27 protein-coding genes and 3 tRNA genes are annotated in these 25,811 nt (G+C 65.5%); 17 read left to right on the top strand and 13 right to left on the bottom strand.

Going from position 1 to position 25,811, the window contains the following annotated elements; genetic code table 11:
* Nucleotide 1 precedes the first annotated feature (1 nt).
* On the bottom strand, nucleotides 2-505 hold the full coding sequence (locus tag GGC64_RS22075) for a bacterial proteasome activator family protein (protein WP_192724647.1): 504 nt from the start codon (nucleotides 503-505) through the stop codon (nucleotides 2-4).
* A gap of 27 nt (nucleotides 506-532) precedes the next feature.
* Complete coding sequence (locus GGC64_RS22070; protein WP_192724646.1) at nucleotides 533-2,485, bottom strand: DUF6541 family protein; 1,953 nt, start codon at nucleotides 2,483-2,485, stop codon at nucleotides 533-535.
* A 125-nt stretch (nucleotides 2,486-2,610) separates the two neighbouring features.
* Here GGC64_RS22070 and GGC64_RS22065 point away from each other — a divergent pair, with 125 nt between their 5' ends.
* The gene (locus tag GGC64_RS22065; RefSeq protein WP_192724645.1) at nucleotides 2,611-3,807 is read left to right on the top strand and encodes a cysteine desulfurase-like protein; all 1,197 of its coding nucleotides are present in this window, start codon (nucleotides 2,611-2,613) and stop codon (nucleotides 3,805-3,807) included.
* Here the strand turns inward: GGC64_RS22065 and GGC64_RS22060 are convergent.
* Entirely contained in the window at nucleotides 3,799-4,779 is a 981-nt protein-coding gene (locus GGC64_RS22060) for an NAD(P)H-quinone oxidoreductase (protein ID WP_192724644.1), read from the bottom strand. The two genes, GGC64_RS22065 and GGC64_RS22060, sit on opposite strands and share 9 nt — an antisense overlap.
* A 78-nt stretch (nucleotides 4,780-4,857) precedes the next feature.
* Here GGC64_RS22060 and GGC64_RS22055 point away from each other — a divergent pair, with 78 nt between their 5' ends.
* Together GGC64_RS22055 and GGC64_RS22050 are read left to right on the top strand one after the other, a co-directional pair.
* Nucleotides 4,858-5,370 (top strand): MarR family winged helix-turn-helix transcriptional regulator, encoded by a 513-nt coding sequence (locus GGC64_RS22055; protein WP_192724643.1) that lies wholly within the window; start codon nucleotides 4,858-4,860, stop codon nucleotides 5,368-5,370.
* 77 nt (nucleotides 5,371-5,447) lie between these two features.
* A tRNA-Ser gene (locus tag GGC64_RS22050) sits at nucleotides 5,448-5,534 on the top strand.
* Nucleotides 5,535-5,803: 269 nt separating this feature from the next.
* Here GGC64_RS22050 and GGC64_RS22045 read toward each other — a convergent pair.
* Nucleotides 5,804-7,189 carry a PLP-dependent aminotransferase family protein gene (locus tag GGC64_RS22045; RefSeq protein ID WP_192724642.1) on the bottom strand — a complete coding sequence of 462 codons (1,386 nt, stop codon included), beginning with the start codon at nucleotides 7,187-7,189 and terminating at the stop codon, nucleotides 5,804-5,806.
* A 46-nt stretch (nucleotides 7,190-7,235) separates the two neighbouring features.
* Between GGC64_RS22045 and GGC64_RS22040 the strand changes: the two genes are divergently transcribed.
* Together GGC64_RS22040 and GGC64_RS22035 are read left to right on the top strand one after the other, a co-directional pair.
* A complete protein-coding gene (locus tag GGC64_RS22040; protein ID WP_192724641.1) occupies nucleotides 7,236-7,646 on the top strand; it encodes a hypothetical protein in 411 nt (136 codons plus the stop codon).
* Nucleotides 7,643-8,587 carry an NAD(P)-dependent oxidoreductase gene (locus GGC64_RS22035; protein ID WP_192724640.1) on the top strand — a complete coding sequence of 315 codons (945 nt, stop codon included), beginning with the start codon at nucleotides 7,643-7,645 and terminating at the stop codon, nucleotides 8,585-8,587. Before GGC64_RS22040 ends, GGC64_RS22035 begins: the two co-directional genes overlap by 4 nt.
* Here GGC64_RS22035 and GGC64_RS22030 read toward each other — a convergent pair.
* The 4 genes from GGC64_RS22030 to GGC64_RS22015 all read right to left on the bottom strand — a co-directional run bounded on the left by GGC64_RS22030 (nucleotide 8,541) and on the right by GGC64_RS22015 (nucleotide 11,579).
* A complete protein-coding gene (locus GGC64_RS22030) occupies nucleotides 8,541-9,041 on the bottom strand; it encodes an isoprenylcysteine carboxyl methyltransferase family protein (RefSeq protein WP_192724639.1) in 501 nt (166 codons plus the stop codon). The two genes, GGC64_RS22035 and GGC64_RS22030, sit on opposite strands and share 47 nt — an antisense overlap.
* Nucleotides 9,042-9,045: 4 nt before the next feature.
* On the bottom strand, nucleotides 9,046-10,152 hold the full coding sequence (locus tag GGC64_RS22025) for a type III polyketide synthase (RefSeq protein ID WP_192724638.1): 1,107 nt from the start codon (nucleotides 10,150-10,152) through the stop codon (nucleotides 9,046-9,048).
* 133 nt (nucleotides 10,153-10,285) lie between these two features.
* A complete protein-coding gene (locus GGC64_RS22020) occupies nucleotides 10,286-11,119 on the bottom strand; it encodes a crotonase/enoyl-CoA hydratase family protein (protein ID WP_192724637.1) in 834 nt (277 codons plus the stop codon).
* 19 nt (nucleotides 11,120-11,138) lie between these two features.
* Complete coding sequence (locus GGC64_RS22015; protein WP_192724636.1) at nucleotides 11,139-11,579, bottom strand: hypothetical protein; 441 nt, start codon at nucleotides 11,577-11,579, stop codon at nucleotides 11,139-11,141.
* A gap of 40 nt (nucleotides 11,580-11,619) precedes the next feature.
* On the opposite strand from GGC64_RS22015, the gene GGC64_RS22010 reads away from it, so the two are divergent.
* Entirely contained in the window at nucleotides 11,620-12,201 is a 582-nt protein-coding gene (locus GGC64_RS22010; RefSeq protein ID WP_192724635.1) for a TIGR03086 family metal-binding protein, read from the top strand.
* On the opposite strand, the gene GGC64_RS22005 is transcribed toward GGC64_RS22010, so the two are convergent.
* A complete protein-coding gene (locus GGC64_RS22005) occupies nucleotides 12,198-13,247 on the bottom strand; it encodes a pyridoxal phosphate-dependent aminotransferase (RefSeq protein WP_192724634.1) in 1,050 nt (349 codons plus the stop codon). The two genes, GGC64_RS22010 and GGC64_RS22005, sit on opposite strands and share 4 nt — an antisense overlap.
* An 83-nt stretch (nucleotides 13,248-13,330) precedes the next feature.
* Between GGC64_RS22005 and GGC64_RS22000 the strand changes: the two genes are divergently transcribed.
* From GGC64_RS22000 to GGC64_RS21990, 3 genes are all read left to right on the top strand, one after another.
* Nucleotides 13,331-13,419 (top strand) — tRNA-Ser (locus GGC64_RS22000).
* Nucleotides 13,420-13,458: 39 nt separating this feature from the next.
* Nucleotides 13,459-13,531: transfer RNA gene (locus GGC64_RS21995), tRNA-Arg, on the top strand.
* Nucleotides 13,532-13,811: 280 nt separating this feature from the next.
* Entirely contained in the window at nucleotides 13,812-15,920 is a 2,109-nt protein-coding gene (locus GGC64_RS21990; protein WP_370582239.1) for an acyltransferase family protein, read from the top strand.
* 11 nt (nucleotides 15,921-15,931) lie between these two features.
* Here GGC64_RS21990 and GGC64_RS21985 read toward each other — a convergent pair whose 3' ends face one another.
* Nucleotides 15,932-17,290 (bottom strand): adenylate/guanylate cyclase domain-containing protein, encoded by a 1,359-nt coding sequence (locus GGC64_RS21985; RefSeq protein WP_192724632.1) that lies wholly within the window; start codon nucleotides 17,288-17,290, stop codon nucleotides 15,932-15,934.
* Nucleotides 17,287-18,744, bottom strand: a complete 1,458-nt coding sequence (locus GGC64_RS21980; RefSeq protein WP_192724631.1) for an adenylate/guanylate cyclase domain-containing protein — start codon at nucleotides 18,742-18,744, stop codon at nucleotides 17,287-17,289. The genes GGC64_RS21985 and GGC64_RS21980 overlap by 4 nt, the downstream gene beginning before the upstream one ends.
* A gap of 85 nt (nucleotides 18,745-18,829) precedes the next feature.
* Between GGC64_RS21980 and GGC64_RS21975 the strand changes: the two genes are divergently transcribed.
* Genes GGC64_RS21975 through GGC64_RS21950 form a run of 6 tightly spaced genes read left to right on the top strand, consistent with a single transcriptional unit; the run spans nucleotide 18,830 to nucleotide 22,047 of the window.
* A complete protein-coding gene (locus GGC64_RS21975) occupies nucleotides 18,830-19,303 on the top strand; it encodes a DoxX family protein (protein ID WP_192724630.1) in 474 nt (157 codons plus the stop codon).
* Nucleotides 19,304-19,306: 3 nt separating this feature from the next.
* Nucleotides 19,307-19,858, top strand: coding sequence for an RNA polymerase sigma factor (locus GGC64_RS21970; RefSeq protein ID WP_370582302.1), 552 nt, complete (start codon nucleotides 19,307-19,309; stop codon nucleotides 19,856-19,858).
* On the top strand, nucleotides 19,855-20,550 hold the full coding sequence (locus GGC64_RS21965) for a Rieske (2Fe-2S) protein (RefSeq protein WP_192724629.1): 696 nt from the start codon (nucleotides 19,855-19,857) through the stop codon (nucleotides 20,548-20,550). The genes GGC64_RS21970 and GGC64_RS21965 overlap by 4 nt, the downstream gene beginning before the upstream one ends.
* A 17-nt stretch (nucleotides 20,551-20,567) precedes the next feature.
* Nucleotides 20,568-21,128, top strand: coding sequence for a DUF664 domain-containing protein (locus GGC64_RS21960; RefSeq protein ID WP_192724628.1), 561 nt, complete (start codon nucleotides 20,568-20,570; stop codon nucleotides 21,126-21,128).
* A gap of 9 nt (nucleotides 21,129-21,137) precedes the next feature.
* On the top strand, nucleotides 21,138-21,641 hold the full coding sequence (locus GGC64_RS21955) for a metallophosphoesterase (RefSeq protein ID WP_192724627.1): 504 nt from the start codon (nucleotides 21,138-21,140) through the stop codon (nucleotides 21,639-21,641).
* Nucleotides 21,634-22,047 (top strand): MmcQ/YjbR family DNA-binding protein, encoded by a 414-nt coding sequence (locus tag GGC64_RS21950; RefSeq protein ID WP_192724626.1) that lies wholly within the window; start codon nucleotides 21,634-21,636, stop codon nucleotides 22,045-22,047. Before GGC64_RS21955 ends, GGC64_RS21950 begins: the two co-directional genes overlap by 8 nt.
* A gap of 1 nt (nucleotide 22,048) precedes the next feature.
* On the opposite strand, the gene GGC64_RS21945 is transcribed toward GGC64_RS21950, so the two are convergent.
* Entirely contained in the window at nucleotides 22,049-22,387 is a 339-nt protein-coding gene (locus tag GGC64_RS21945; RefSeq protein WP_192724625.1) for a helix-turn-helix domain-containing protein, read from the bottom strand.
* A gap of 89 nt (nucleotides 22,388-22,476) precedes the next feature.
* Here GGC64_RS21945 and GGC64_RS21940 point away from each other — a divergent pair, with 89 nt between their 5' ends.
* On the top strand, nucleotides 22,477-23,358 hold the full coding sequence (locus GGC64_RS21940) for an NAD(P)-dependent oxidoreductase (RefSeq protein WP_192724624.1): 882 nt from the start codon (nucleotides 22,477-22,479) through the stop codon (nucleotides 23,356-23,358).
* Here GGC64_RS21940 and GGC64_RS21935 read toward each other — a convergent pair.
* Nucleotides 23,333-23,881 (bottom strand): cupin domain-containing protein, encoded by a 549-nt coding sequence (locus GGC64_RS21935; RefSeq protein ID WP_192724623.1) that lies wholly within the window; start codon nucleotides 23,879-23,881, stop codon nucleotides 23,333-23,335. The two genes, GGC64_RS21940 and GGC64_RS21935, sit on opposite strands and share 26 nt — an antisense overlap.
* A gap of 48 nt (nucleotides 23,882-23,929) precedes the next feature.
* Here GGC64_RS21935 and GGC64_RS21930 point away from each other — a divergent pair, with 48 nt between their 5' ends.
* Complete coding sequence (locus GGC64_RS21930; RefSeq protein WP_192724622.1) at nucleotides 23,930-25,807, top strand: alkyl/aryl-sulfatase; 1,878 nt, start codon at nucleotides 23,930-23,932, stop codon at nucleotides 25,805-25,807.
* The last annotated feature ends 4 nt before the right edge of the window (nucleotides 25,808-25,811 follow it).

Raw genomic sequence — 25,811 nt, 5'->3', positions numbered from 1 at the left:
CCTACAGGTACTGACCAGTCCCGCCGCCGCGCTGGCCGGGCACGCCCACGCCGGGCGGCAGCGCGCCCTGGCGCATCTGCTCCAACTGCTGACGGGCCGCCATCTGCTGGGCGAACAACGCGGTCTGGATGCCGTGGAACAACCCTTCGAGCCAGCCGACCAGCTGGGCCTGTGCGATCCGCAGTTCGGCATCGGACGGGACGCCGTCCTCGGTGAACGGCAGCGTGAGCCGCTCGAGCTCGTCGCGAAGTTCTGGCGCGAGTCCGTCCTCGAGCTCGCGAATGCTGGTGCGGTGGATGTCGCGCAGCCGGTTGCGGCTGGCGTCGTCCAGCGGTGCCGCGCGCACTTCCTCCAACAGCTGCTTGATCATCGTGCCGATCCGCATCACCTTGGCAGGCTGCTCAACCAGATCGGTCAACGACTTGCCGTCGGCATCGTCATCGGACATCGCGCGGGGTTCGCCGCCGATGATTTCGATGTTGTCGTCGTCGGGATTGGCCGTCATTTTTCCTCTCCGGTCTTCTGCTCTTCGCTAGTGCTCAATGCCGCGCCACTCGTAGATGCGGGCCTCGCCGTTGTCGTAGATCTTCTCCCACGACCGTGACCTATCTAGCGACACTAGTCCGTCGGGCATCACGAACCCGCGGACCACCGGTGTGCTGGTGACCACGTACCGGATGTTGAGCGCCTTGACCGCCTCGGCAACGCGCGGGTCGGTGTCGGCGTCGTCGGCATAGGCCCAGATGATGAACCGGTGAAAGCCCGGGCCCTGCTGAACCGGATAGTCGTAGTGCGTCCACAGCGGATGCAGGTCGGCGACGGCGTACATCCACGCGGTGCCGTCGGTGTTCGCATCGGCGATCAGGGTGTCATGCGCGCCCGGCAGCGTGGCCAGATACGCCCATGCCTGCAGGTCCTTGGCATCGACCATCACCCGGTCGTACTTCTCGCCGAACAGAAATTGGGCCCGCGGTAGATACGCGAGCCCGATGCCGATGCTGACGGCCACACAGATGGCGGCCGTCGCCGCGTGCCAGGCCCGTTGATCGCCGCGCTTGACCACCCGGCGCGCCCCTGCGACGACAAACGACGCCAGCGTGAACACGGCTATGCCGACCGCCCCGTACAGCAGCATCGTGATGACCCCCGACAGCCGGCGGGGATCGCTGTAGAACAGGTCGGCGAACTTTCCGATGATCGGGCCGACCGGCCCCAGCCGAAACGGCGCCGACGAGTGCACGATCGCCACGACCAGCAGGCACCAGATGGCCAGCGGCCACCACACCCTCCGCACGATCAGCACGATCGCTCCGACGGCCGCCAGGATGATCAGCACCCACTGGATCGGGAAGTCGTTGAGGTGACGGGTGTGCTGCACGACGGCGTCGAACAAGCCCCGCTTCTTACCCTCGTGGGTGACGAACGCGTGCCCGACGATGATCTCTGCCTGCTGCAGCACGCCGAGAAACTGTGGCAGCAACAGCACCACGGTTGGGGCGGCGATGAGCAACAGGTTGACGAAGTCGGCCACGCGGCCGCGGACCGGCCGCCACAGCGCGTCGAACAGCCACCAGGCGGCCACGAACAGAACCGTCACCACTCCGCCGGTGATGTGCACGGAGAACACACCGAGCAGCGCCAGCACTGCGAGCGGCATGCGATCCCGGTGTCGCAGCGACGACACCACCAACACCATCGTCGGGATCGCGATGCCGTAGGCGGCGAGGTTGGGCATAGACGCAACGTCGAACTCGATGTAGGGCAGCGCGGTGAACGATGCCGACAGCGCCGCTGCGGTGGCAGCGGCGCCCGCCGTACGCCATGCGTCGGTGCGGGTGCGCAGCATCCGCCACGTCAGCGCCGCGGCGCTGACCGGAAACAACCAGATCGAGGCGGCCAGTGAACTCAGCGTGTAGGCGGTGGTGGGTGCCGAACCGGTGAGCTGACTGAACACCGCCGCGAGAGCGTGAAACGTCGACGGGTAGTACAGCGCTTCGCGCGTCTCGACGTTGCGCAACTCGCCCATGTGCGTCGGCGAGGCCTGGCCGGTGTCGACGATGAAGCGAATCGTGTTGGCGTGCCACACCGAATCCCAGTTACTCGGAATGGACTGCCAGTTCGGCATCCCCCGAACCGCTGCCAACGCGATCAGCAAGGCGCCCACCAGGACGCCTGCCGCCACCACCAGTGCGGGTCCGCGGGCGACCGCCAGGGCCTCGGCATCGACGTCGCGAACACGGCCGAGCACGATCCGCAAACACCACGCAATACCCGTAACGATCGCCAGAGCAAACAGTGCCGTCCATCCGTTCCACGGGACGCCAAGTGCGCCAAACGGAACGATGGCCAACGCCACTGTGCCGTAGGTCAGTGCAGGACCGACTACGACCGCGGCCGGCCAAGTTAGCCGGCCAACACGTGCGACGACTGCCCCGGGGATCACCAGCAACAACAGTGCAATTAGCACTCCGAACCCCAAGCTCACTGCACTAGTATGGCTGCCCAGGTGACTCGGTCCGGGCACGGCATGGGCAGCGACAGGGCACGGCCGGGCATCCGCCAAGATTGTGTCGGTTTGTGGAATTCACAGGCGCTCTAAGGTGGGCTGGAATGGCATACGACGTCGCCCGGGTGCGCGGTCTGCACCCGTCCTTGGGCGATGGTTGGGTGCATTTCGACGCCCAGAACGGCATGCTGCTGCCCGACACAGTCGGCCGAGCAGTGTCGACCGCGTTCCGTGGCTCGATGCCGACGCCCGTTGGACCGCATCCGTCGGCGCAACGCAGTGCGGCGGTGCTGGAGGCCGCGCGCCAGGCCGTCGCTGATCTGGTCAACGCGGACCCGCGGGGCGTGGTGCTCGGTGCCGATCGTGCGGTGCTGCTGACGTCGCTGGCCGACGCGTCCTCGTCCCGGGTCGGTCTCGGATACGAGGTGGTGGTGACCCGCCTCGACGACGAGGCGAACATCGCACCGTGGCTGCGCGCGGCGAATCGCTATGGCGCCAAAGTGAAGTGGGCCGAAGTCGACATCGAAACCGGTGAACTGCCGACCTGGCAGTGGGAGGGGCTGATCTCGCGGTCGACCCGGTTGGTCGCGATCTCGTCGGCCTCTTCGACGCTTGGCACGGTGACCGATCTGCGGGCGGTCACGAAGCTGGTGCACGACGGCGGCGGGCTGGTGGTCGTCGATCACTCTGCGGCCGCCCCGTACCGGTTGATCGACATCGACGAGATCGACGCCGACGTGGTTGCGGTGAACGCGGTGGCGTGGGGTGGCCCCCCGATCGGCGCGCTGGTGTTCCGCGAGCCGTCGCTGATCGACTCGTTCAGCTCGGTATCGCTGAACCCGTACGCCACCGGTCCCGCGCGACTGGAGGTGGGCACACACCAATTCGGTCTGCTTGCGGGAGTCGTCGCCAGCATCGAATACCTGGCAAGCCTGGATGAGTCGGCGCGCGGATCGAGGCGCGAACGACTTTCGCTCTCAATGCAATCCGCGGCGACTTACATGAACCGCGTGTTCGACTACCTGTTGACCTCATTGCGTTCGCTGTCCACCGTGATGGTGATCGGAAGGCCGGAGACACACATCCCGGTGCTGAGCTTCGCGGTCAGCGACGTGCCTGCCGAACGGGTAGTGCAACGACTGGCCGACAACGGCATCCTGGCCGTCTCCAATGTCAGCTCGCGGGTGCTCGATGTCATCGGGGTCAACGATGTCGGTGGTGCGGTCACCGTCGGCTTGGCGCACTACACGACCACTGCCGAGGTCGATCAGTTGGTGCGTGCGCTGGCCTCGCTAGGCTGAATCACCAACGCGCATAAGGATTTTCCCTGACGCCTCGCCCGAGGCCAGCAGCTCATGCGCGGCCTTGGCCTGATCGATCGGGAACTCGGCGCCGATGATCGGACGCACCTGGCCGTCGGCGATCATCGGCCAGACGTTGTCGATCACCTCCGCGACGATCTCACTCTTGCTGCCCGGCCCGCTGACCGGACGAGACCGCAACGCTGTGGCGATGACACCGGCTCGTTTGCCGAGCAGTTTGCCGATGTTGAGTTCGGCCTTGACGCCGCCCTGCATCCCGATGATCACCAACCGCCCGCCGGTGGCCAGTGCATCGATGTTGCGGTCGAGGTACTTGGCCCCCATGATGTCGAGGATCACGTTCGCTCCGCCTTCGCCGCGGAGCCGCTCGACGAAGTCCTCGTCGCGGTAGTTGATGGTGATCTCGGCTCCCAGTTCGGCGCACAGGTCGAGTTTGTTCTGTGCCCCTGCGGTCACGGCCACCCTGGCGCCGAGCGCGCGGGCCACCTGAATGCCGTGCGTGCCGATGCCGCTGGCGCCGCCGTGGATCAGCAGCAGCTGGCCGGACGCCAAACCAGCGGTCATGATGAGGTTCGACCAGACGGTGCACGCCACTTCGGGGAGCGCGGCGGCGTGCGGCAGCGGAACACCGTCGGGAACCGGCATCACCTGGCCGGCGGGGACGGCGACGAATTCGGCGTAGCCGCCGCCTGCCAGCAAAGCGCAGACTTGTTGCCCGACAGCCCACTGGGTCACGTCGTTGCCCACTTGTGCGACGGTTCCGGAGACCTCGAGTCCGAGTGTCTGGCTGGCACCGGGAGGGGGCGGATAGTTCCCGGCGGCCTGCAGCAGGTCCGCACGGTTGACACCAGCGGCACTTACTTTGATGAGGACTTCGCCGGTTTCCGGTGCGATGTCGGGGATTTCTTGCCAGCTGAGCTGATCGGCTGCTTCGGCCACGATCGCGCGCATTGGGTCAACGCTACTACGCGCGGAATGTAGTATGCATTTCCCTCACGGAGCAATGCTTGCTTGATTTACTATAGCGAAATGGAGGGGATGATTGCCGGGCGTACTGCTAGTGAGATGCCTGGTCTAGATATCGCTGAGCAGAGGTCGTGGCAAAACTTCCTCGACTCGGCGTTGAGGATGTACGCGACCCTGAACCGGTCGCTGGTAGACGCGCATCATCTGACGTTGAATGATGTGCGGCTGCTCGACATGTTGGACAAGTCCGCGACCGGCTCTGCGCGTATGGGGGACCTAGCCGACGGGCTGATGTCATTGCCGAGCCGGGTCACCCGGCAGATCCGGCGCCTGGAACTGCAGGGATTGGTGCGCCGCGGGGCCAGCCCCGATGACGGCCGAGGCGTGCTGGCCTCCATCACCGAGGAGGGCCGGGCCGCGGTGACCGAGGCCATGGTCACTTACGGCCAGGGAGTGCGGTCGCATTTCCTCGGCAGATTGTCTCGCCCGCAGATCGCGGCGATGGGCGAAAACTGTCGGCGCATCAACGTCGCACTGAAGGCAGGTGCGCCGCCGGCGAAGCTCGGCCGCGTCTAGCTCACGTCCAGGCTCGAGGGCCGACTGACCCGTCGGCCCTTCGCACAAGCGCGCATCCGCCCCGTACTCTTGTCGGCGGTGGCGTGGCAGAGCGGCCTAATGCACTCGCCTTGAAAGCGAGAGACGGCTAAAACCGTCCGGGGGTTCAAATCCCTCCGCCACCGCTCTTCCGAATTGACGCTTGCGGAAATTGACTCAGCAAAAATGTCGGGTGCGGTGAATCGCGGCGGCCGAAATGGCCGGTACCGATATGGCGAAATCTCTCTATTCGGCCGCGATGTCCGCCGACGGCTTCATCGCAGGACCAGGCGGGGACCTGTCGTGGCTGGACGGCGAGGGCGAGGGCGAGGCTTTCGGTGGCCGGTGTCACCTTCGTCGGCGATATTCATGCCGTCGCACCCGTCTGCGGTGACCAACCTCTGGTACCGCGTCTTCAGCGGATAGCCTGCGCAAGCGTCTCCACACCGGTGACGATCTGGGACTCGGTCAGATTGGCATAGCCGAGCATCAAACCCGGTGGCGCTGAGGAGTCTTCGGCGTAGCACGGCGACAGCGGCTCGACCCGCACTCGACGCCGTGCCGCGCGGCGCACCAATTCCGCGATTGGATAACCGTCAGGAAAGCGGACGGTCAGGTGAACGCCCGCTGCCGCGCCGAGCACCGTTGCTTCCGGCAAGTGCCGGGTCAGCGCCTGCAGCAATGCATTTCGGCGACTGAGGTAGCGGCGGCGCATCTGGCGCAGATGCCGATCGTATTCACCCGACACCAACAGCTTGGCGAATGCGATCTGGTCCATCACCGAGCTTCCAGTGTCTGCCAGCCCTTTGGCCAGTGCGACAGCGCCGACGAGGTGTGCGGGCAGCACCATCCAGCCGATGCGCAGTCCTGGCGCGAGCGTTTTGCTGGTCGAACCGATGTACACCACCCGGTCGGCAGCGATGCCCTGAAGCGCGCCCACGGGCGCACGGTCGTAGCGGTATTCGGCATCGTAATCGTCCTCGATGACAAGGTGGTCCGACCTCGCCCACTGCACCAGCGCGGTGCGCCGCGCCGCGGACAGCACCACCCCGGTCGGCGATTGATGTGCCGGCGTCGCAAGGACAGCCGTCGCATCGCTGGCCGCCAGTGCTTCGACGTCAAGGCCATCGTCATCGACAGGCACGGGCACCGGCTCGATACCGTTGTGCCGCAGCACCATCCGATGCAGCCAGAAGCCGGGATCTTCCATCGCCACCGGCTGGCCGCTCAACGTCGACGCGAGCAGCGCGACGGCCTGCGTCGCCCCCGAGCACAGCACGATGTACCGCGGGTCGGCAACAACACCCCTGGCACGCCGCAGATAGTCCGCCACCGCCACGCGTGCGGAATACAACCCCTGCGGTTCGACATAACCGAACGCCTGCGATTCGGTCTCGGCGAGCCCTTGTCTCAGCGCCCGCAGCCAGGCGTGCCGCGGAAAGCTCGCGAGGTCCGGCGAGCCGGGAGCGAAGTCGAAGTCGAATTGCTTGGCAGCTTCGCCGGCGTCGCGCCGCGGGGTGCTGGCCGTGTCGACCCTCGACACGCGGGTGCCGGAGCCGTGCGTGCTGAGCAGAAACCCCTCCGCGGCGAGCTGGCTGTACGCATCGACCACGAGGCGTCGCGAGACGCCGAGATCTGCGGCCAGCACACGGGTTGACGGCAGCCGCGTCTCGGGTGCCAACCGTCCGGTGCGGATGGCGTCGCGCAGACCGTTGGCCAGTTGACGGTGCAGCGGCTCCGGCGCCGCCCGGTCGAGCTCGACCAGCAGCTCCGGACCAGAAGTGGTACCCGAAATTGCCATCGAAGTGGAGCCTATCGTGAGGCCATTGAAGAACTAGCGTGAAGATATGACGACGACACCCCTGCGCACAAGGACCCGCTACGTCGAGGTGATTCTCATCGTCTTCGGCGCGTACTCGGTGGCCCTCGGACTGTTCATGTTCTTCGCGCCGGGAACCTTCTTCGAGACACTCGGAAACTTCGGCGTCCGCAACGACCACTACATCGTCGACAACGCGTCGTTCGAGTTTCCGCTCGGCCTGATGATGCTGGCCGCGCTGCGATGGCCGTCGTGGCGAGTCCCCGCATTGGCGTTCGCCACAGTGCATTGGGGCCTGCACGCCGTCAGTCACATCATCGACCCGCACCACGCGGCGGGTGAATCGGTCGGCTGGCTCGAGGCTGCGGGGTTGGTGGTGACCACCGTCTTCCTCGCAATTGCGCTGCGCGCCAGCATCTCCGGGGAGAGGGCCCGATGAGAATTCTGGTAGCAGGAGCGACCAGCGTGCCGGGTCTTCCACTGCTGAGGGAATTGAGCGCACGCGGCCACGACGTCGTCGGGTTGACCCGGCAGTCGTCGAAGACACCGCAGATCGAACAGGCAGGTGCTAAACCGGTGGTGGCCGACGTCTTCGATGCCGACCAGATCGATGCCCTTGTCGCCGACGTCGAACCCGAGGTCGTGGTCAGTCTGTTGACCACGCTGCCGAAGCGGGGTCCTATGCGGCTCAAGGACTTTGAGCCGGCACGCGCACTGTGGGGCCGCGGCGCACCGAACCTGGTCGCGGCTGCGCAGCGTGCCGGCGTGCGCCGGATCGTCGCGGAGTCGGTGATCTTCGCGTATGGATACCCGTCGGCCGGGCCCGCGCTGATGGACGAGTCCGACCCATATCCCGGTCCGCCGCCGCCAGGAGGTGAGGCGATGCTCAAGGCGCTGCGTGACATGGAGCAGACGGTGCTCACCTCGGGTCAACACAGCGAAACCGAGGGAATCGTGTTGCGCTACGGCGCTTTCTACGGCCCCGGCGTGCCGCACGACGAACTGTTCACCCGGCTGGTGAAGTGGTGGGCGATGCCCGCCCCGACCGGAAACGGCGTCGTGTCCTGGGTTCACATCGACGACGTCGTCAAGGCGACCGCAGACGCCGTCGACAGCGGTCGGGGCGGACAGATCTACAACATCGTCGACGATCGACCGCAATCGTTCGGCGACTACATCCGCGAACTGGCAGCAACGCTGCACCGGCCCAAGCCGCTGCCTATTCCACGGCGACTGTTCGGCCTCGTCGCTCCCTACGGGGCAATCGCGTTCGGCGACACCTGGTTGCCGTTGTCGAACGCGAAGGCCAAGGCGGATCTGGGCTGGACGCCCGTCACGCGTAACCCAGCGCTACGTTCTCGGAGCGGATCCGCACGTTGAGCACCAGGGCGTTGGCGATAGTGAACACGATCGCCGTCAGCCACGCCGCATGCACAAGGGGCAGCGCAGCCACCTCCACGGTCACCGCCGTGTAGTTGGGGTGGTGCAGGAAGCGGTACGGTCCCCGATGTACCAGCGGCTCACCGGGAATGACGATCAGTCGCGGATTCCAATGCTTACCGAGCGTTGCCACGCACCACCACCGCAGGACGGTGCTGAGTGCCACGAGCACCACCATCGGCCAACCCAGCCATGGAATGAAAGGCCGGTGCAGCAGCGCGACTTCGGCGATGCAGCAGACCAGCAGCAGGGTGTGCATGCCGATCATCACCGGATAGTGGCCGCGGCCGAACTCCTTGCCACCGTTGGCAAATGACCAGTTCGCATTGCGCCGTGAGACGACGAGCTCGACGAGTCGTTCCGCGCCGATGGCGAGGATGAACAGGTAGTACATCGCGCTACCAGCTCAGCAGCAACAGCTCGAAGCTGAATCCCGGCCCCATCGCCAGCATTACACCAAGCGAACCGGCCGGCGGCGGGGTAGCCAGCGTGCGGTGCAACACGTCGAGCACCGATGCCGACGAGAAGTTTCCGTTCTGCCGCATCGATTCTCGGCTGTGCACATTGGCTTCCGGAGGCAAGCCGACAGCACGCTCGATCGCGTCCAGCACCTTCGGGCCACCGGGGTGACAGATCCACGTCGAGATGTCACCGGTCGTCAGGCCGTGATCAGCGAGGAAGCGGTCGACCTCGTCGCCGAGATACGCGTCGGCCATGTGGGGCACATCGCGCGACATCACCAGACTGAAGCCGTTCGAGCTGACCTTCCAACCCATTACGTCGACGGTCCCCGGGAACAACCGGCTTCGCGTGGACAGTACGGCAGGACCGGGGTAGGCCGTCGGCGCAACGGGAACGCGGTCGGCTCCGGTGGCGACAACGGCTGCTGCGCCGTCACCGAACAGGCACGCGCCGATCAGTGCGGGAATGGACAGATCGTCACGTTGCAGCGTGAGTGAGCACAACTCCACCGACAACAGCACCGCGACATGGCCGGGGAAGCCGCGAAGGTAGTCGTGCACCCGCGCCATCCCTGCCGCACCGGCGACGCAACCGAGCCCGAACAACGGAATGCGTTTGATATCCGGCCTGAACCCGATCCGCGACGCCAGCCTGGCGTCGATGGTCGGCACGGCGACCCCGGTGCTGGACACCATCACGATGGCATCCACTTCCTGGGGCGTGACGTGCGCCGCGTCGAGCGCCGCCCGCACAGCCTGCTCGCCAAGCTCGACGGCGACTTGCAGGTAGGCGTCGTTCGCCTCGGTGAAGCCGGTCAACTCGGGGTAGCGGGACAACGGCAGCGCGAGGCTGCGGGTATCCACGCCGCTGGTCTGTGCGAAGCGGGCGAATTCAGGGCCGAGGCCGCTCGTCAGCACGCTCGCGACTTGGTCTTGCTCGTAGCGGTGCGTGGTCAGTGCGACCGCAGTGCCTGCAATATGTGGGGCGCCGGTTCGCTGTCCGGCAATGTGATCCAGCGAAATGGAATGCGTTGTATCCGTCATACCGATCAATACGGCGTTGAGCCGCATATGTATTCAGTTCTGCATCCGCATAGTGACGCGAAACACCGCGCACGGCCGCCTTGGCGAATTCACCGCTTCCTCGCAGTGTTTTCGCAGGCAGACCGGAGGACAATTACTCGCCGGTGAAGTTCGGCGCGCGCTTTTCGAACGTCGCGGTGAGCCCCTCGGTGAGATCCTTCGACGGCAAGAATGCGGCGTTCCAGGCCGCGACATAGCGCAGGCTTTCCGAGACGCGGGCAATGCGTTGCTGATCGAGCACGTCTTTGATCCCGTTGACCACCAGCGGCGGGTTGCCGGCGATCTCAGCCGCCGTCTGGTGTGCCGCGGCCAGCGATGCGTCGGCGTCGGCGTAGACATCGTTGACGAGACCGATCTTCTCGGCGCGGGAAGCGTCAATGTCCTTGCCCGTCAACGCCAATTCGCGCAGATGCCCGTCGGTCAGGATCAGCGGCAGCCGGGCGAGGCTGCCGACATCCGCGACGATGGCCAGTTTGACCTCGCGCACGGAAAACTTCGCGTCCGCACTGGCGTAACGGATATCGACTGCCGAGATCAGGTCGACGCCGCCGCCGATGCACCAGCCGTGTACCGACGCGATGGTCGGGGTGCGGCAGTCGGCGACGGCGTTCATCGCACCCTGCATCCGCAGGATGGTCTGGTGAAACTCCGCCCGCGGCAGAGCCGATCCGCCACCGCCGAGCACCCCCGACAGCGCGCCGCCCATCGCGGGCAGATCAAGGCCGTAACTGAAGTTGTTGCCCGATCCGGTCAGCACGATGGCGCGAACGTCGCGGTCGGCGTCGAGCTTGGCGAACACCTCGGGCATCTCCGCCCAGAACGCCGGTCCCATCGCGTTGCCCTTGCCGGGACCAATCAGGGTCACCTGCGCGACATGGTTCTCAATGTCGACGGTGACGGATTCATATGCCTCAACTTCGCGGCCCATGCCGCAATACGCTAGCCACTCAGCGAGGCGGCGTTCCCATCAGTACCTCGCTGACAGTGGCCTGAGGCAGGAACTGACAGGCCGCCTCGACCAGCATCTGGCCGACGGATTCGCCGTTGGGGCCGAGCGGGTTGTCCTTCTGTTTGAGGATTTCCCGGATGACGGCCAGTCGGGTGGCCTCATCGAGTTTGTTGAAGTCGCTGCAGGTCATTGTCAGCGCGTTGGGCGGTGCGGGCACCACAGGGACGTCGGTGTTCTTCGGGAAGCCGGGGAACGGAATGTTAGGGATCGGGATGCCTGGCAGCCCGGGCATCGTCGTGCTCGGCGCGCGTGTCGACGTGAGCGGTGGCCCGGGCTCGGTCGTCATGGCGACAGTGCCGGGCGTTGAGCGCTCGCAGCCGGCGATCAGGCCGGCGAGGATCAGGGCGGCTCCGGCCACCGCCAAAACGTGGGTCCTCATCCCGGCAACGATATGCGGTGCCGCGTCGTAGCGTGAGCGCATGCCTGACGACTTGCGTCCCGGACCTGATTCACCGCCGACTGACGAGCTGCAAAGCGCCGAAGCGACGCTGGCTGTGCTGGTGCACGTGTTGCACGGCATCGCCAAAGACGACGAAGCCAAACAGACGCCGTGCCGGGAGTTCGACGTCGCCGCGCTGACAGACCATCTGATGAACTCGATCACCACGATCGGTGGGATGGTCGGTGCGGAGTTCCCCGAACGCGACAGCTCCGACTCGGTCGAGCGGCAGGTCGTGCTCGCTGCGCGGCCGGCTCTGGACGCGTGGCATAAGCACGGCCTCGAGGGCAATGTGCCGTTCCGGTCGGGGGAGGCTCCCGCCAAGATGATGGTGAGCATCCTTTCGCTCGAATTCCTGGTCCACGCTTGGGATTACGCGAAGGCGACCGGACGTAAGGTGACCGCACCCGATTCGCTGTCCGACTACGTCTTGGGCCTCGCCAAGACGATCATCACGCCGGAGGGCCGCACCAACGTCGGGTTTGACAATCCGATCGACGTGGCCGCCGATGCCGGCGCTTTGGATCGGTTGGTCGCCTACACCGGACGCCAGCCGAGCTAGCGGTTCCAGCCCGTCGCGAAGGCGAGGAACGCGTCGTTCTCATGCGGGGCGGCGACGGTGACGCGCACGCCGTCGTCGCCGTAAGGCCGGACGATCACCCGGCTGTTCGCCGAGTCGTTCGCGAACTCCTGAGCGCGACCGGGCAACGGCAGCCAGACGAAGTTGGCCTGTGACGGCGGAACGGTATAACCGGCATCGCGCAAAGCCGCAGAGACGCGGGCGCGTTCGGCGATCACGGCGTCGGTGCGGGCCAGCAATTCGTCCGCGGCGTCGAGTGACGCGATGGCCGCGGCCTGCGAGATGCTGGTCGCGGTGAACGGCACGTAGACCTTGCCCAGCGCGGTGATGATGTCCGGATCGCCCACCGCGTACCCGATGCGCAACCCGGCCAAGCCGTAAGCCTTCGAAAACGTCCGCAGCACAACGACATTGCTGTGCTTGCGGACCAGCCCGAAGCTGTCGGGAACCAGGCCGTCGCGGATGTACTCGACGTAGGCCTCGTCGAGAGCGATCAGAATGTTCGGCGGCACCGCCTCGACGAACCGGGCCAGCGCGTCGGGGTCGACGACGGTGCTGGTCGGGTTGTTCGGGTTGCACACGAAGATCAGCCGGGTGCGGTCGGTGATCGCGGCGAGCATGGCGTCGAGGTCGAAGGTGTAATCGGTCAGCGGCACCTGCACGGGCGTCGCACCCGCGGTGCGGACCTGTAGGGGATAGATCTCGAAGCTGCGCCAACCGAACAGCACCTCGTCACCGACCGTCGAGGTGATCTGGATCAGCTGTTGACACAAGCTGACCGATCCGCAGCCCACCGAGATGTGCTCGGGGGCGAAGTCGACATGCTTGGCCAGGCGTTCCTTGAGTTCCACGTACCCGTTGTCGGGATAGCGGTTGATGTTGTCGGCGGCCTTCTCGATAGCGGCCCGCACGCTCGGCAGCGGCCCGTGCACCGTCTCGTTGCTGGCGATCTTGATCGCACCCGGCACCGTCTTGCCCGGGGTGTAGGCGGGTAGATCGGCCAGTTCGGGTCGTAGACGGGCGGTCACCCGACCAGTTTATGGGTCGCTCACCTGCGCTTTGCCTTCGCCTGTTACCCCTGTGTACGCTGTCGGATCGGCGGTAATCGTCGGGAGGCGTGCCAGAGCGGCCGAATGGGGCTCACTGCTAATGAGTTGTCGCCCTCAAAGGCGACCGGAGGTTCAAATCCTCTCGCCTCCGCCGCGGCTGATTCGTCAGCCACACAACTGAACAGGACAGGCGCCCGTAGCTCAACGGATAGAGCATCTGACTACGGATCAGAAGGTTAGGGGTTCGAATCCCTTCGGGCGCGCTCACTTTCGAGGACGCCCCGGCATCGGTCGGGGCGTTTTTGTTGCCCGCTCGGCCGCCGCAACAGCAAATGTACGTGTGTGTGCTAGTTCTTCCGTGAACTCCCGGATCGTCTCCGATTTTTGACTGATCAACAGGTCAGGGCCTCACGATTCGAAATTGACGTAGCCGGTATATCTTTCTTGTAAGGTCCCCTGCAAACGGGAAATCCCGGGAGGCCTGAGGTGGCAGCCGTTCTGGATCAGAGCCCGCGCCCATCGCGGCGCCGACGAAGCGAAGCCGTGCCGGCGCAGCAGCGCTTGGACATCCAGGGCCTGCGGATGGTCGCGGTGGTGGCCGTGTTCGCCTTCCACCTGTGCGGCTGGCCGCGGGGCGGCTTCATCGGCGTGGATGTGTTCTTCGTGATTACGGGGTTCCTGATCACCGGCAGCCTGTTACGCAGCACCGGCCGTCGCGGGAGTGTGTCGATCCGGCGGTTCTATTGGAATCGGGTCCGCCGGATCCTCCCGGCCGCCTCCGCCGTTCTGCTTTGTACCTATCTGGCTTCGGTGGTGGTGTTCCCACCATCTCGGGCCCGTCAGGTCGGCGTGGATGCGTGGTCGGCTTTCATCTTCATGTCGAATTGGCGATTCGCTGCCCAGCAGCCGGATTACTTCGCGGCGGAGGGCGCTGTTTCGCCGGTCCAGCACTACTGGGCGGTGTCGATCGCGGAACAGTTCTACCTCGTTTGGCCGGCGCTGATCTTCGTGATCGGGCTCATTGTCGTCCGCATGGCGTGGACCCGACGACGCCAAATGAAGTTCATGGTCGCGGTGGTGACATACATCGTCATCGCCTCCCTGGCATTCGCCCTACACGCGACCGCGACGTGGCCGACATGGGCGTACTTCAACACCTTCGCCAGGGTGTGGGAGCTAGGCGTCGGCGCGCTGTTGGCGACAGCGGTCGGGACGCTGGGTCGAATACCGCCGGCGCTCAAGTCGTGGTTGTCATGGGGAGGACTCGCGCTGATCGCGGCGGGCCTGCTGCTGATCCCCGAGGCGGGCTTCCCGGCGCCATGGGCGCTGCTGCCGGTGACGGGCGCGGCACTTGTCATCGCAGCAGGCGTGGAACACGAACCGCCACAAGCATTTCTGCGAAATCCCGCCAGTGTCTATCTGGGCGACATCTCGTACTCGCTATATCTGGTGCACTGGCCCGTGATCGTCTTCCTCGCCGCGCAGATGCCGCGTGGCGGCAGCTTCTTCTTCGCGGCCGGCGCGCTCACCTTCGCGTTGGCGGTCGGCTGCTACCACTTCGTCGAGAATCCGTTGCGGTATTTCGACTGGCGCAAAACCGTTTCCGCGCTCCGTGAGATACCTCGCGGCGGCTTCCAACCGCAGCGGTCGATACGCCCTGCCGCCGCCGCGGTGCTGATGCTGTCGGCGGTGGGGCTCACCGCCTACGCCTTGGGGCTTACGACACAGTCCATTTACGTGCCGCCGTCGGTGGCAACGCCGGCCCCGTCGCCGATGGCGGCTCGGCCTCCGGTCGCGGTGCTGGAAAAGTCCGAAGCGAAGTCCGGTCCCCTGGCTTCGGCGCTGCAAGTGGAGATCACTGCTGCGCTGTCAGCCACGCAGTGGCCTCCGCTCGACCCCTCGATGGAAGCCGCGATGGTCGAGCCCTTGCCGTCGGAGATCCAGCGTTGTTCGGACACCACACTGCCCAGCGACGAAGAGTGCACGTGGGGCGCAACTTCGGCGCCGACCCGGATCGTGATGGTGGGCGACGATGCCGCGCTGAATTACGCGAACTCGCTGCGTGAGCTGGCGCTGAACTCCGGCGACCAGATACAGATACATCTGGAGGCGATGGGCGGTTGCCCGTTCAACAATGATCAGCAGTCCGCCGACGCCTGCACTGCCCGCAAGCAACGCGCGGTGGACTACATCACCGCGAACAGGCCGACAGTTGTGTTGATCGCGAACTCCTACGGGGACTTTCGAGCCGGCGACGGTCGTCCGATGACGACGGACGTGTGGTTTGATTCGGTGCGTCAAATCGTCGGCCAGATCCGCGACGCCGCCACCAAGCTCGCGTTCCTTTCACCGCCGCCCGCCGACAAGAACATCGAAGACTGCTACGGCACCGGGTCGAGCGTCCCGGCGAACTGCATCAGTCGCGTCACCGACCAATGGGCTTCCACTGCTGCAGCCGAGAAGCGCCTCGCCGAATCCGTTGGCGGGCTGTGGGTGGACTCGCGTCCGTGGTTCTGCAGCGGGGACGGACGTTGCCCCGGCTTTGTCGGAACCACGCCGACCAAACGCGATGCGACGCACCCGACCCGGGCCTACGGTGAGCGGATCGTTGCGGTCATCGACGAGTCATTAAGGGCTGCAGGCGTTTACTGAATCGCGTCGGCTCAATGGAGCAATCCCGCAGCCGGATCGTGTTCGCCCACAGGCGCGTACAGCTCCCACGCCGCGGGAATGCCCTTCAGCACATGTGCGCCGCGCTCTTCGAACGTGATGCCGGAGCCGTTGACGAGATCCTTGACGGTGCGCGACACCAAGACCTCTCGGCTCTTGGCGAGTGCGGCGATCCGCGCCCCGATGTGGACGGCGATGCCGCCGATATCGTCGCCGCGTACCTCACATTCGCCGGTGTGCAAACCGCTGCGGATCTCGATGCCGATCTGCGGCATGAGGTCAACGAGCGTCTTCGCGCAGCGCACCGCCCTGGTTGGTCCGTCGAACGTCGCCAGGAATCCGTCACCGGTGTGCTTGACCTCGCGGCCCTGGAAGCGACTGATGTGCTCGCGAGTCAGATCATCGTGGCGCTCGAGCAGCTCACGCCAGTCGCGGTCGCCGAGCTCGGCAGCTTGGCGCGTCGAATCGACAATGTCGGTGAACAGCACGGTGGCCAGCACGCGATCGGGCGGCGGCTCGTGGCGGTGCCCGGTGAGGAACTGCTCGACCTCACCGGTGATCGAGGCGATATCCCCGACGGCCATCCAGTGATCGATGCCATTCAGCTCGATGAGGCGTGCCGTCGGGATCTCTTCGGCGATCTCCCGTGCGAACTCCACCGGGATGGCTTCATCGGTGCGATGCAGCACAAGCGTCGGCACCGAAACACTTTTCAGGATGTCCTGGACCTTGGCCCTGGTGAGCACGGCCTCGAAGGTGAGGCGGGCCATCTTCGGGCTCATCGCGGCCCGCTCCAGCGCTCCGGTGCCCATTCGGCTCGCGGGGCTGTTCTTGAGGCTGGGGGCCGCCCAATCCAAAGTCGATCCCTCGCCCCAATGGTCGAGGGTCGCCTCGACCCGGGCCATCAGCTCTATCCACTTCGCGCGGCCGGGTGAGCCGTCGTCATCACGCGATCCATTTGCGTACGTGCCGAAGAGGATCAGCGAATGCACGCGGTGTGGATACGTGGCGGCGAACATGACACTGATGGGCCCGCCTTCGGAGTATCCGAGCAGTGCAGCGCGCCGGCTTCCTGCGGCGTCCAGTACGGCGCGAAGGTCGTCGGCGCGGCTCTCGAGGGTGGGTACGCCATCGACTGGATCAGACAGCCCCGTACCGCGCTTGTCGTAGAGGATCACGCGCGCGAACGACGCAAAATCTCCGACAAGCTTCGCCCAGCTGGCATCCGCCCACAGCAGGTCGACGTGGGAGAGCCACCCCGGGACGATCACCAAGTCCACCGGACCGTCGCCGACGATCTGATAGGCGAGATCTCCCCCCGGGCCCTTTGCGTACTGCGTGTGCGGAGTCATCGTCTTCGCGCCAATCGCAGCACGGTACGTGCGATTCGGGGTTGACGTCCGAGCTGATCCGCCAGCAGATCTCGGCGCGGCTGAGTTGCCACTGCCTGATCAATCTCAGCGGGATCGCGCTCGCCTACGGGCGCGTATAGCTGCCATCGCGCCGGAATGCCCTTCAGCGCATGTGTGCCGCGCTCTTCGAACGTGATGCCGGATCCGTTCACAAGGTCCTTGACCGTGCTGGAGACGAGCACCTCCTGTCTGTCGGCCAGCGCAGCGATTCGGGCTCCGATGTGGACGGCGATCCCACCGATGTCGTCGCCGCGTACCTCACACTCGCCGGTGTGAAGGCCCGTTCGGATGTCGATCCCCAGCCCCGCGATGCGCTCGTTGAGCGTGGTGGCACAACGTACGGCGCGCGTTGGCCCATCGAAGGTCGCAAGGAAACCGTCGCCGGTGTGCTTGATTTCTCGCCCCTGGAACCGCGCGATCTCTTCACGCGTCATCTCGTCGTGGCGTCCAAGCAGTTCGCGCCAGCTTCGATCGCCGAGTTCGGCGGCGCGCCTTGTCGAATCCACGATGTCGGTGAACATCACCGTGGCCAGCACGCGGTCGGCCGGAGTCTGGTGTCGGTGGCCGGTGAGGAACTCCTCGGTCGCGCCGGTGATCGATTTGATGTCGCCGGCACCAGGCCAATGATCGACGCCATCCAGTTCGATGAACCGCGCATTGGGAATCTTCTCGGCGAGCTCGCGACCGTACTCCACAGGGATCGCATCCCCTGTGCGGTGCAGTACGAGCGTAGGAACGCGAACGCTACCGAGAATGTCCCGGATGTCGATATGTATCAGGATCGACTCGAAGACCAATCGGGCCATTTTCGGGCTCATGCCCGCGCGTTCGTACGCGCCAACGGCCCTTCGGTACAGGGCGCTGCCTTTTCGGCTGGGTGCCGCCCAGTCCACGGTCCGACCCTCGCCCCAATGGTCGAGGGAATCCCGCGCCAGTCGCTTGAGTTCGAGCCATTTAGCCCTCGCGGGCGAATCGTCTTCTTCCGGCCATCCGCAGGCATAGGACCCGAACATCACGAGTGCCCGAACCCGCTCGGGATACGTTCCGGCGAACAGCACACTGATCGGCCCACCCTCTGAGTAACCGAATAGCGCCGTGTGTTCGGATTCGGCGGCATCCAGTACGGCCCGCAAGTCGGCAACTTCGTCTTCGAGAGTCGGCGGTCGGTCGATGGGGTCGGACAGCCCCGTGCCGAGTTTGTCGTAGAGGATCACGCGGGCGAACGAGGCCAGGTCGTCAAGGAAAGCCTTCCAGCCCGGATCCGCCCACAGCAGGTCGACATGGGAGAACCAGCCCGGAACGATCACCAAGTCAATCGGACCGTCGCCGACGATCTGATAGGCGAGATCTCCCCCCGGGCCCTTTGCGTACTGCGTCTGCGGCAACGGGGCCATCGCGCCCAGTATCCCACTTGACCGCGTGATCAGGGCGTTTCTGGCGATTGCAGCAACGGTGTAACCGCCGCGCCTATCTCTTGGTATGACGCTGACTCAGTTGACTGCCACGCGCGCGTCGAGCGCTGTTGTTCTGATCCGCCTCTATGTCGGCCTGGTCTTCGCGTGCGAAGGGGTGCTGAAGTTCCTGCGGCCGGACTCACTTGGGCCCGGCCGCTTCATCAAGGTCGGCATCCCCGGCGCGACGTTCTTCGCGTACTTGGATGGCGTCTTCGAAATCGGCTGCGGCATGCTGATTCTCGTCGGGTTGTTCACGCGGCTGGCAACTTTGCCGATGATCGTCGACATGCTCGGGGCGTTGGGCATCACCAAGGTGCCACTGCTGTGGGGGCATGCGCCGCTGTACCCGAAGGAGAGCGGCTTCTGGGACTTCTTCCACGAAGGCCGCCTCGAAGTGGCGATGCTGTGCGGCAGTGTCTTCCTGCTCATGGTCGGTGCCGGGGCGTATTCGTACGATGCCCGAGTGAACCCTGACCGCGCTCCTGCCGTAGTCACGTAAGTGATCCGCAGCGAGCGTGAGGAGCGCCGTCCTCGACCCGTTGCCGGACTGCAACCGGTGACGGGGGCGGCGTATGCGGATTGGGATGCGGTGTACCGCGACAACGTCACGTGGGTTTATCGGCTGATGTACGGCAAGGTCGGCAACCAGCCCGACGCCGAGGATCTGACCGCAGAAGTCTTCATGACCGCGCTGCGCCCGCTGCGGGTTTCGGCAACCGTGCCCGAGGTGCGCAAGTATCTTCGTATGACGGCTCGCACGGTCCTCGCGTCCTACTGGGGTGACCGAATGGGCCGCCAGGTGACCGTCATCGAGGACGACGTGCCCGAGCCCATCGAACCGGAGTCGATCGCCAGCGAGGCACCAGACAAGGTGCGCCAGCTGCTGCAGCGCCTGCCGGACAACTATCGTCGCATCCTGGAACTGCGCTTCCTGCAGGCGTTTTCGGTGCGGGAGGCCGCCAACCAGATGGGGGTGACTGTCGCGAACGCAAAGGTGTTGCAGCACCGCGCGCTGCGGATGGCCGCACAGTCGGGTGAGGAGGCCACGTCGTGAGCAACCGAACCGTACGCCGTTTCGTCGAGGGGCTGTTGCGAGGGCAACGCACAGAGTCCGCACGCCCCGACGACTTCGAGGCCGAACAGATGAAGACCGCGATCGAATTGCGGGCGGCGCGACTGGGCAGCGATGCCCCCCGCGAGGAATTCGTCACCGATCTGCATCGCAGGCTGGCGGCCGAGATGGCCGAAGACCAGCCCGCGGTCTCGCATCCGCGATGGGCGCCACGCCGGCGGGAGGTGGTCATCGGCGGCTCGGTGGCCGCCGCCTCGGCGGCAGCAGGTTTGGTCGTCGGCCGTAATCTGCTCGCGCCCACCGTGACCCAGCAGGCGGCGCCCGTCCAAGGCGAACTCGAACCCAACGCGGGAACGTGGCGGGCTGTCGGTGCGAGCGCCGATCTACCCGATGGCGGGGCACTTGCCTTCGACCTCGGCTCAGTCAACGGATTCGTGCATCGCAACGACGCCAAACTGGAGGCGGTGTCCGGCGTCTGCACGCATCAGGGCTGCAAGCTGTGGCTGGATGCGCCGGAGAGCCGGCTGCGTTGTCCCTGTCACTCGACGTCGTTCTCGTTGGAGGGGACGAACGTCACCCATCAGCTACCCGTCGCTCCGCCGCCGCTGCCGAGGTACCGGGTACGCGAGATCGACGGGGTGATCCAGGTCTTCGCGCCGACGAAATCCGCCTAGCCGCATACGGTGTCGGTATGACCGACACCCCGTGGGAGCCCCCGCTTGCCGGCACCGAACCCGAGCACCTCCTCGGTGCCCTCGACCGTCTGCGCACGACGTTCAGATGGAAGGTCGACGACCTCGACGCGGACGGACTGGCCACGCGGATCGGTGCGTCGGCGCTGACGCTCGGCGGCCTGCTCAAACACATGGCGATCAACGAGGACGCCATGTTCACCAGCAAGCTGACCGGCGAACCGATCGGCGAACCGTGGGAGTCGTGGTGGGACGGCACCGACGACTGGGAGTTCACCAGTGCCGCAGGCGATGCACCCGAGCGGCTCTACGAGTTGTGGGACGACGCGGTCGAGCGGTCTCGCGCGCGGGTCGACGCGGCGCTGGCCCGCGGCGGCCTCGATCAACTCGTCGACGTCTGTTCCGCCGACGGCGAGCACGCGAGCCTGCGCCGTCTGCTGTGCGATCTGATCGAGGAATACGGGCGCCATACCGGGCACGCCGACCTGATTCGAGAGGTCGTCGACGGACGGGTGGGCGAGGATCCGCCTCCGGGATGGCGCCCGGTGTCCAACCGATAGGTTGGGACTGTGCGACTGCTTCTGATCGCCGACACTCATATCCCCAAGCGAGCCCGTGACCTACCCGGTCGCGTGTGGGACGAGGTAGCCGACGCCGACGTCGTGCTGCACGCCGGCGACTGGGTAGACCCTGCGCTGCTGGACGCGCTCGAAGCCAAGGCCAAGCGTCTGATCGGCTGCTGGGGCAACAACGACGGCGCGGAGTTGCGGCGACGGCTGCCCGAACGCGCCGACGTGACGCTAGGCGGACTGCGCTTCACAGTGGTGCACGAGACCGGGGCGGCCACCGGCCGCGAAGCGCGGATGGCCAATGCGTACCCCGACACCGATGTGCTGGTGTTCGGCCACAGCCACATTCCGTGGGACACCACCGCGAAGACCGGTCTGCGCCTGCTCAACCCCGGCTCACCGACCGACCGGCGCAGGCAACCGTTCTGCACGTACATGACGGCGACCGTTGAGCACGCCGCATTGTCAGATGTCGTGCTGCACAACCTGGATCGCCATGCCTGACCGCAAAGCGCGCGTCGCCGACGTGCATGAGATCGCCGCAGCGATGCCCCACGTGACCCGCATCGAGGGGCCGAAGGGAAACGCCATCTATCAGGTCGGCGGCAAATCGTTCGTGTTCTTCCGCACGCCGCAGCCCGATGCCGAAGATCCGGAGACCGGCGAACGCTACGCCGACGTGATCATGATCTGGGTGGAGTCCGAGAGCGACAAGCTCGCGCTCATCCAGGATCCCGGTTCGCCGTTCTTCACCACCGACCGGTTCGACGGGCATCTGTCGGTTTTGGTGCGCGCCAAGGACTTACGCTCGATCAGCAAAAGCGAGTTGACCGAGCTGATCCAGGACGCCTGGCTGTCGCGGGCGTCGAAGCGGCGCGCGGAGAAGTGGCTGGCCGAGCGGGAAGGCTAGCTCAGCTCGCGTCGGCGGCGCAAATCAAGCCGATATGTTTGGTCGCCCAATCACCAAGGGGTCCAAGGGCTTTCAATAGCTCCTCGCCGGCCGGTGTCATCGAGTACTCGACCCGCGGCGGCACCTCGTGATAGCTCTCCCGGTGCACGACACCGTGGCGCTGCAACTCCTTGAGGTGCTGAGTCAGCATTTTCTGCGAAATGCCGGCCAGGCTGCGGTGCAGTGCGTTGAACCGTTTGGGTCCGCCCTGTAGCTCCCAGAGGATCAGCGGCTTCCACTTGCCGTCCACCACGGCCATCGCGGCGTCGAGCCCGCAGGTGTACTTCCCCAACGCCGCCACTGCTCACCTCCATTAGTTCCAAAAAGGTAAGTATCGCACTTTTTAGTGGGTACTTGTCCAAAAGTTTGCGTGGACCCAACGATGGTCGCATGACCACTCCACAGCGCACGGTGAGCTTCCTCGGACTCGGTGAAATGGGTTCTGCCCTTGCCCGCGTAGCCCTGGCCGGGGGCTGCGCCACTACCGTCTGGAATCGCAGTGCCGACAAGATGACCGCCCTTGTCGACGCAGGCGCCCGCCCTGCCGGCACGGCAGCCGACGCCGTCATGTCCTCCGACCTGATCGTGGTGTGCCTGTTCGACCACCAATCCGTCCACGACGTACTCGACCCGCTGGGCGATCGGCTCGCGGGCCGGCGCCTGCTCAACCTGACGACGACATCCCCCGACGGTTCCCGCGAACTGGCGCGATGGGCGTCGGACGTCGGTGTCGACTACCTCGACGGCGGGATCATGGCGACACCGAAGATGATCGGCACGCCGTCATCAAGTGTGTTGTACAGCGGCTCGCGGCGGCTCTATGACGAGTACCGGGATTTACTCGAATTATGGGGCGGCGCTGAATATTTCGGTGCCGACGCGGGGATGGCATCCCTGTATGACCTGGCGCTGCTGTCAGGAATGTACGTGATGTTCGCAGGCTTCTTCCACGGCGCGGCGATGGTCGGCGCCGCGGGCGTCCCCGCCAGTGAGTTCGCGACGCGAGCGGTCGGGTGGCTGCACAGCATGGTGCCTTCGATCGCCGGATACGCCGAGATCATCGATGCCGGAGACTACTCGCGCCCCGGCCAGCAGAGCCTCGAGTTCTCCGACATCAGCGACATCGTCGAGGCGAGCCGCGCACTCGGCATAAGCACCGAAGTGGTCGACATGGTCCAGCGTCTGATCCACCGGCAGATCGACGCGGGCTACGGCAAGGACGGGTTCGCCCGCGCGATCGAGAGCATCAAGCACCCGGAGGAGGTGGCGTAACGGCAGGCACGGCGGCGTGGTTCGCGCCGCACATGAAGACCGCGAGACGCGCCACCGTGTCGCCGGCATTCCGCCACCGATGCCGAGTGCCGTTCTGCACCACGGTGTCACCGGCGGTCAAGGTGACCTCCGCGCCGTCGTCGAGTTCCAGCACGACCGTGCCCTCGAGGACGACTTCGAAGTCGATCGTGTCGGTGGTGTGCATACCAGGGTCGGACCGGTCCATGTACCGGAGCAGCCCCGGCGCCTCGGCCTCGAGGTCGGCCACGCTCGCGGCGCCCTCGATATCGGAGCCTGCCGTGCTGGCCGGCGGCAAGGAGAACATCCCGAATCGAAAGCCACCGACCGGCGGGAAATACGAGTGATGGTCGGGGATGCTGCCGTCGTCCGGGAACTCCGGCGTCGTGTCGCCACCCCATAGTCGATGAAACCCCGTCGTCGGCGACGGCTGCACCAACTCGTCGCTGACGAACACGGACTTGCCGGACGGGTTGTGCCCGGTCACTACTCGACGCACATTCATGGCGTCAGTCAAGCACCGCCGTCGGGAATCCGTGGCAGTGTCTGCGTCATGGAGCAGAAACCGCCCACCGCCACCATCGAGTCGGCAAACAGCGGCCACCTCAACGGCCTGCCGTTCGATGACAGCCGCGACTTCGAGGATGCCGACCGCGGGTTCATCGGCGCGCTCGAACCATGCGTCGTCAAGGCCGCCGACGGAAGAGTGGTGTGGGACAACGACGTTTACGCGTTCCTGAATGCCGATGTGCCGAACTCGGTGCATCCCAGCCTGTGGCGACAGAGCCAGTTGTGCGCCAAACAGGGCCTCTACGAAGTGGTCGAGGGCATCTACCAAGTGCGTGGTCTTGACCTGTCGAACATCAGCTTCATCGAGGGCGACACCGGAGTCATCGTGATCGATCCGTTGATCTCCACAGAGACGGCCGCCGCCGCGCTGAACCTGTACCGCACGCACCGCGGTGAGCGGCCCGTCGTCGCCGTGATCTATACCCACAGCCATGTCGACCATTTCGGTGGCGTGCTCGGTGTGATCACGCAGGCAGACGTCGACGCGGGCCGGGTGGCAGTGATTGCGCCCGAACACTTCACCCAACACGCCGTCCAGGAGAACGTCTACGCCGGCACCGCGATGGCGCGGCGGGCGGCCTACATGTACGGCGCAGCGTTGCAACGCGGCCCGCAAGGTCAGGTCGGCTGCGGGCTGGGCCAGGTCGGTTCCACCGGTGAGGTGGCGCTGATCGTGCCAACGCTCGACATTCGCGAAACCGGCGAGACGCACACCATTGACGGCGTCGAGATCGAGTTCCAGATGGCACCCGGCACCGAAGCGCCCGCCGAGATGCACTTCTACTTCCCGAAATTCCGGGCGTTGTGCATGGCCGAGAATGCCACGCACAACCTGCACAACCTGCTGACGCTGCGCGGTGCACTGGTACGCGATCCACACGGATGGGCCGGCTATCTGACCGAGGCCCTCGACCGCTTCGCCGACCGGGCCGACGTCGTTTTCGCCTCACACCACTGGCCCACCTGGGGCCGCGACCGCATTGTGGAATTCCTTTCCCTGCAACGGGATCTGTACGCCTATCTACACGACCAGACGCTGCGACAGCTCAACCAGGGCTTCACCGGCATCGAGATCGCCGAGACTTTTCGGATGCCGCCCGCGCTGGAGCGGGCGTGGCACACACGCGGGTACTACGGCTCGGTCAGCCACAACGTCAAGGCGGTCTATCAGCGCTACATGGGCTGGTTCGACGGCAATCCCGGCCGGCTGTGGGCGCATCCACCCGAGGCATTGGCGCCACGCTATGTCGAGGCGATCGGCGGCATCGACCGCGTTGTCGAAGTTGCGCGCCAGGCCTTCGACGATGGCGACTTCCGTTGGGCCGCAACCCTGCTCGATCACGCGATCTTCACTGACCAGAACCACACCGCGGCACGCGAGCTCTACGCGGACACACTCGAACAACTGGCCTACGGGGCGGAGAACGCAGTGTGGCGCAACTTCTTCCTCGGCGGTGCGACGGAGCTGCGTGAGGGCAACTTCGGATCTCCGACAGTGGCCGCGTCGCCGTCCCTCCTCGGCCAACTGACTCCTGAGCAGATGTTCGACACGTTCGCGATCAACATCAACGGGCCGCAGGCGTGGGATCTCGACGTCGCCGTCGACATCACCTTCCTCGACGTCGGCACCAACTACCGGCTGACGCTCCGCAACGGCGTGCTGGTGTATCGCAAGGTACCTGCGGACGACTCGACAGCCAATGCGACGGTCAAACTCGCAAACAAGCTGCGGCTGTTGACCTTTGCCGCCGGCGACAGCGACTCGCCCGGGATCGAGATCAGCGGGGATGCCGGGGCTTTGCCGTCGATCATCGCCGTGGTCGACCGGCCCGACCCGAACTTCAACATCATCACGCCCTGAATCG

Source organism: Mycobacterium sp. OAS707, from assembly GCF_014873705.1.
GTDB lineage: Bacteria > Actinomycetota > Actinomycetes > Mycobacteriales > Mycobacteriaceae > Mycobacterium.
The sequence above is the reverse complement of the archived record's forward strand: the minus strand, read 5'-3'. Positions and strand labels throughout refer to the sequence as shown.

Bases quoted from the DNA above. Each gene is read 5' to 3' on its own strand.
- GGC64_RS22075 (WP_192724647.1), bottom strand. From the start codon at position 505: ATGACGGCCAATCCCGACGACGACAACATCGAAATCATCGGCGGCGAA.
- GGC64_RS22065 (WP_192724645.1), top strand. From the start codon at position 2,611: ATGGCATACGACGTCGCCCGGGTGCGCGGTCTGCACCCGTCCTTGGGC.
- GGC64_RS22060 (WP_192724644.1), bottom strand. From the start codon at position 4,779: ATGCGCGCGATCGTGGCCGAAGCAGCCGATCAGCTCAGCTGGCAAGAA.
- GGC64_RS22055 (WP_192724643.1), top strand. From the start codon at position 4,858: ATGGAGGGGATGATTGCCGGGCGTACTGCTAGTGAGATGCCTGGTCTA.
- GGC64_RS22045 (WP_192724642.1), bottom strand. From the start codon at position 7,189: ATGGCAATTTCGGGTACCACTTCTGGTCCGGAGCTGCTGGTCGAGCTC.
- GGC64_RS22040 (WP_192724641.1), top strand. From the start codon at position 7,236: ATGACGACGACACCCCTGCGCACAAGGACCCGCTACGTCGAGGTGATT.
- GGC64_RS22035 (WP_192724640.1), top strand. From the start codon at position 7,643: ATGAGAATTCTGGTAGCAGGAGCGACCAGCGTGCCGGGTCTTCCACTG.
- GGC64_RS22030 (WP_192724639.1), bottom strand. From the start codon at position 9,041: ATGTACTACCTGTTCATCCTCGCCATCGGCGCGGAACGACTCGTCGAG.
- GGC64_RS22025 (WP_192724638.1), bottom strand. From the start codon at position 10,152: ATGACGGATACAACGCATTCCATTTCGCTGGATCACATTGCCGGACAG.
- GGC64_RS22020 (WP_192724637.1), bottom strand. From the start codon at position 11,119: ATGGGCCGCGAAGTTGAGGCATATGAATCCGTCACCGTCGACATTGAG.
- GGC64_RS22015 (WP_192724636.1), bottom strand. From the start codon at position 11,579: ATGAGGACCCACGTTTTGGCGGTGGCCGGAGCCGCCCTGATCCTCGCC.
- GGC64_RS22010 (WP_192724635.1), top strand. From the start codon at position 11,620: ATGCCTGACGACTTGCGTCCCGGACCTGATTCACCGCCGACTGACGAG.
- GGC64_RS21985 (WP_192724632.1), bottom strand. From the start codon at position 17,290: ATGACTCCGCACACGCAGTACGCAAAGGGCCCGGGGGGAGATCTCGCC.
- GGC64_RS21980 (WP_192724631.1), bottom strand. From the start codon at position 18,744: ATGGCCCCGTTGCCGCAGACGCAGTACGCAAAGGGCCCGGGGGGAGAT.
- GGC64_RS21975 (WP_192724630.1), top strand. From the start codon at position 18,830: ATGACGCTGACTCAGTTGACTGCCACGCGCGCGTCGAGCGCTGTTGTT.
- GGC64_RS21960 (WP_192724628.1), top strand. From the start codon at position 20,568: ATGACCGACACCCCGTGGGAGCCCCCGCTTGCCGGCACCGAACCCGAG.
- GGC64_RS21950 (WP_192724626.1), top strand. From the start codon at position 21,634: ATGCCTGACCGCAAAGCGCGCGTCGCCGACGTGCATGAGATCGCCGCA.
- GGC64_RS21940 (WP_192724624.1), top strand. From the start codon at position 22,477: ATGACCACTCCACAGCGCACGGTGAGCTTCCTCGGACTCGGTGAAATG.
- GGC64_RS21935 (WP_192724623.1), bottom strand. From the start codon at position 23,881: ATGAATGTGCGTCGAGTAGTGACCGGGCACAACCCGTCCGGCAAGTCC.
- GGC64_RS21930 (WP_192724622.1), top strand. From the start codon at position 23,930: ATGGAGCAGAAACCGCCCACCGCCACCATCGAGTCGGCAAACAGCGGC.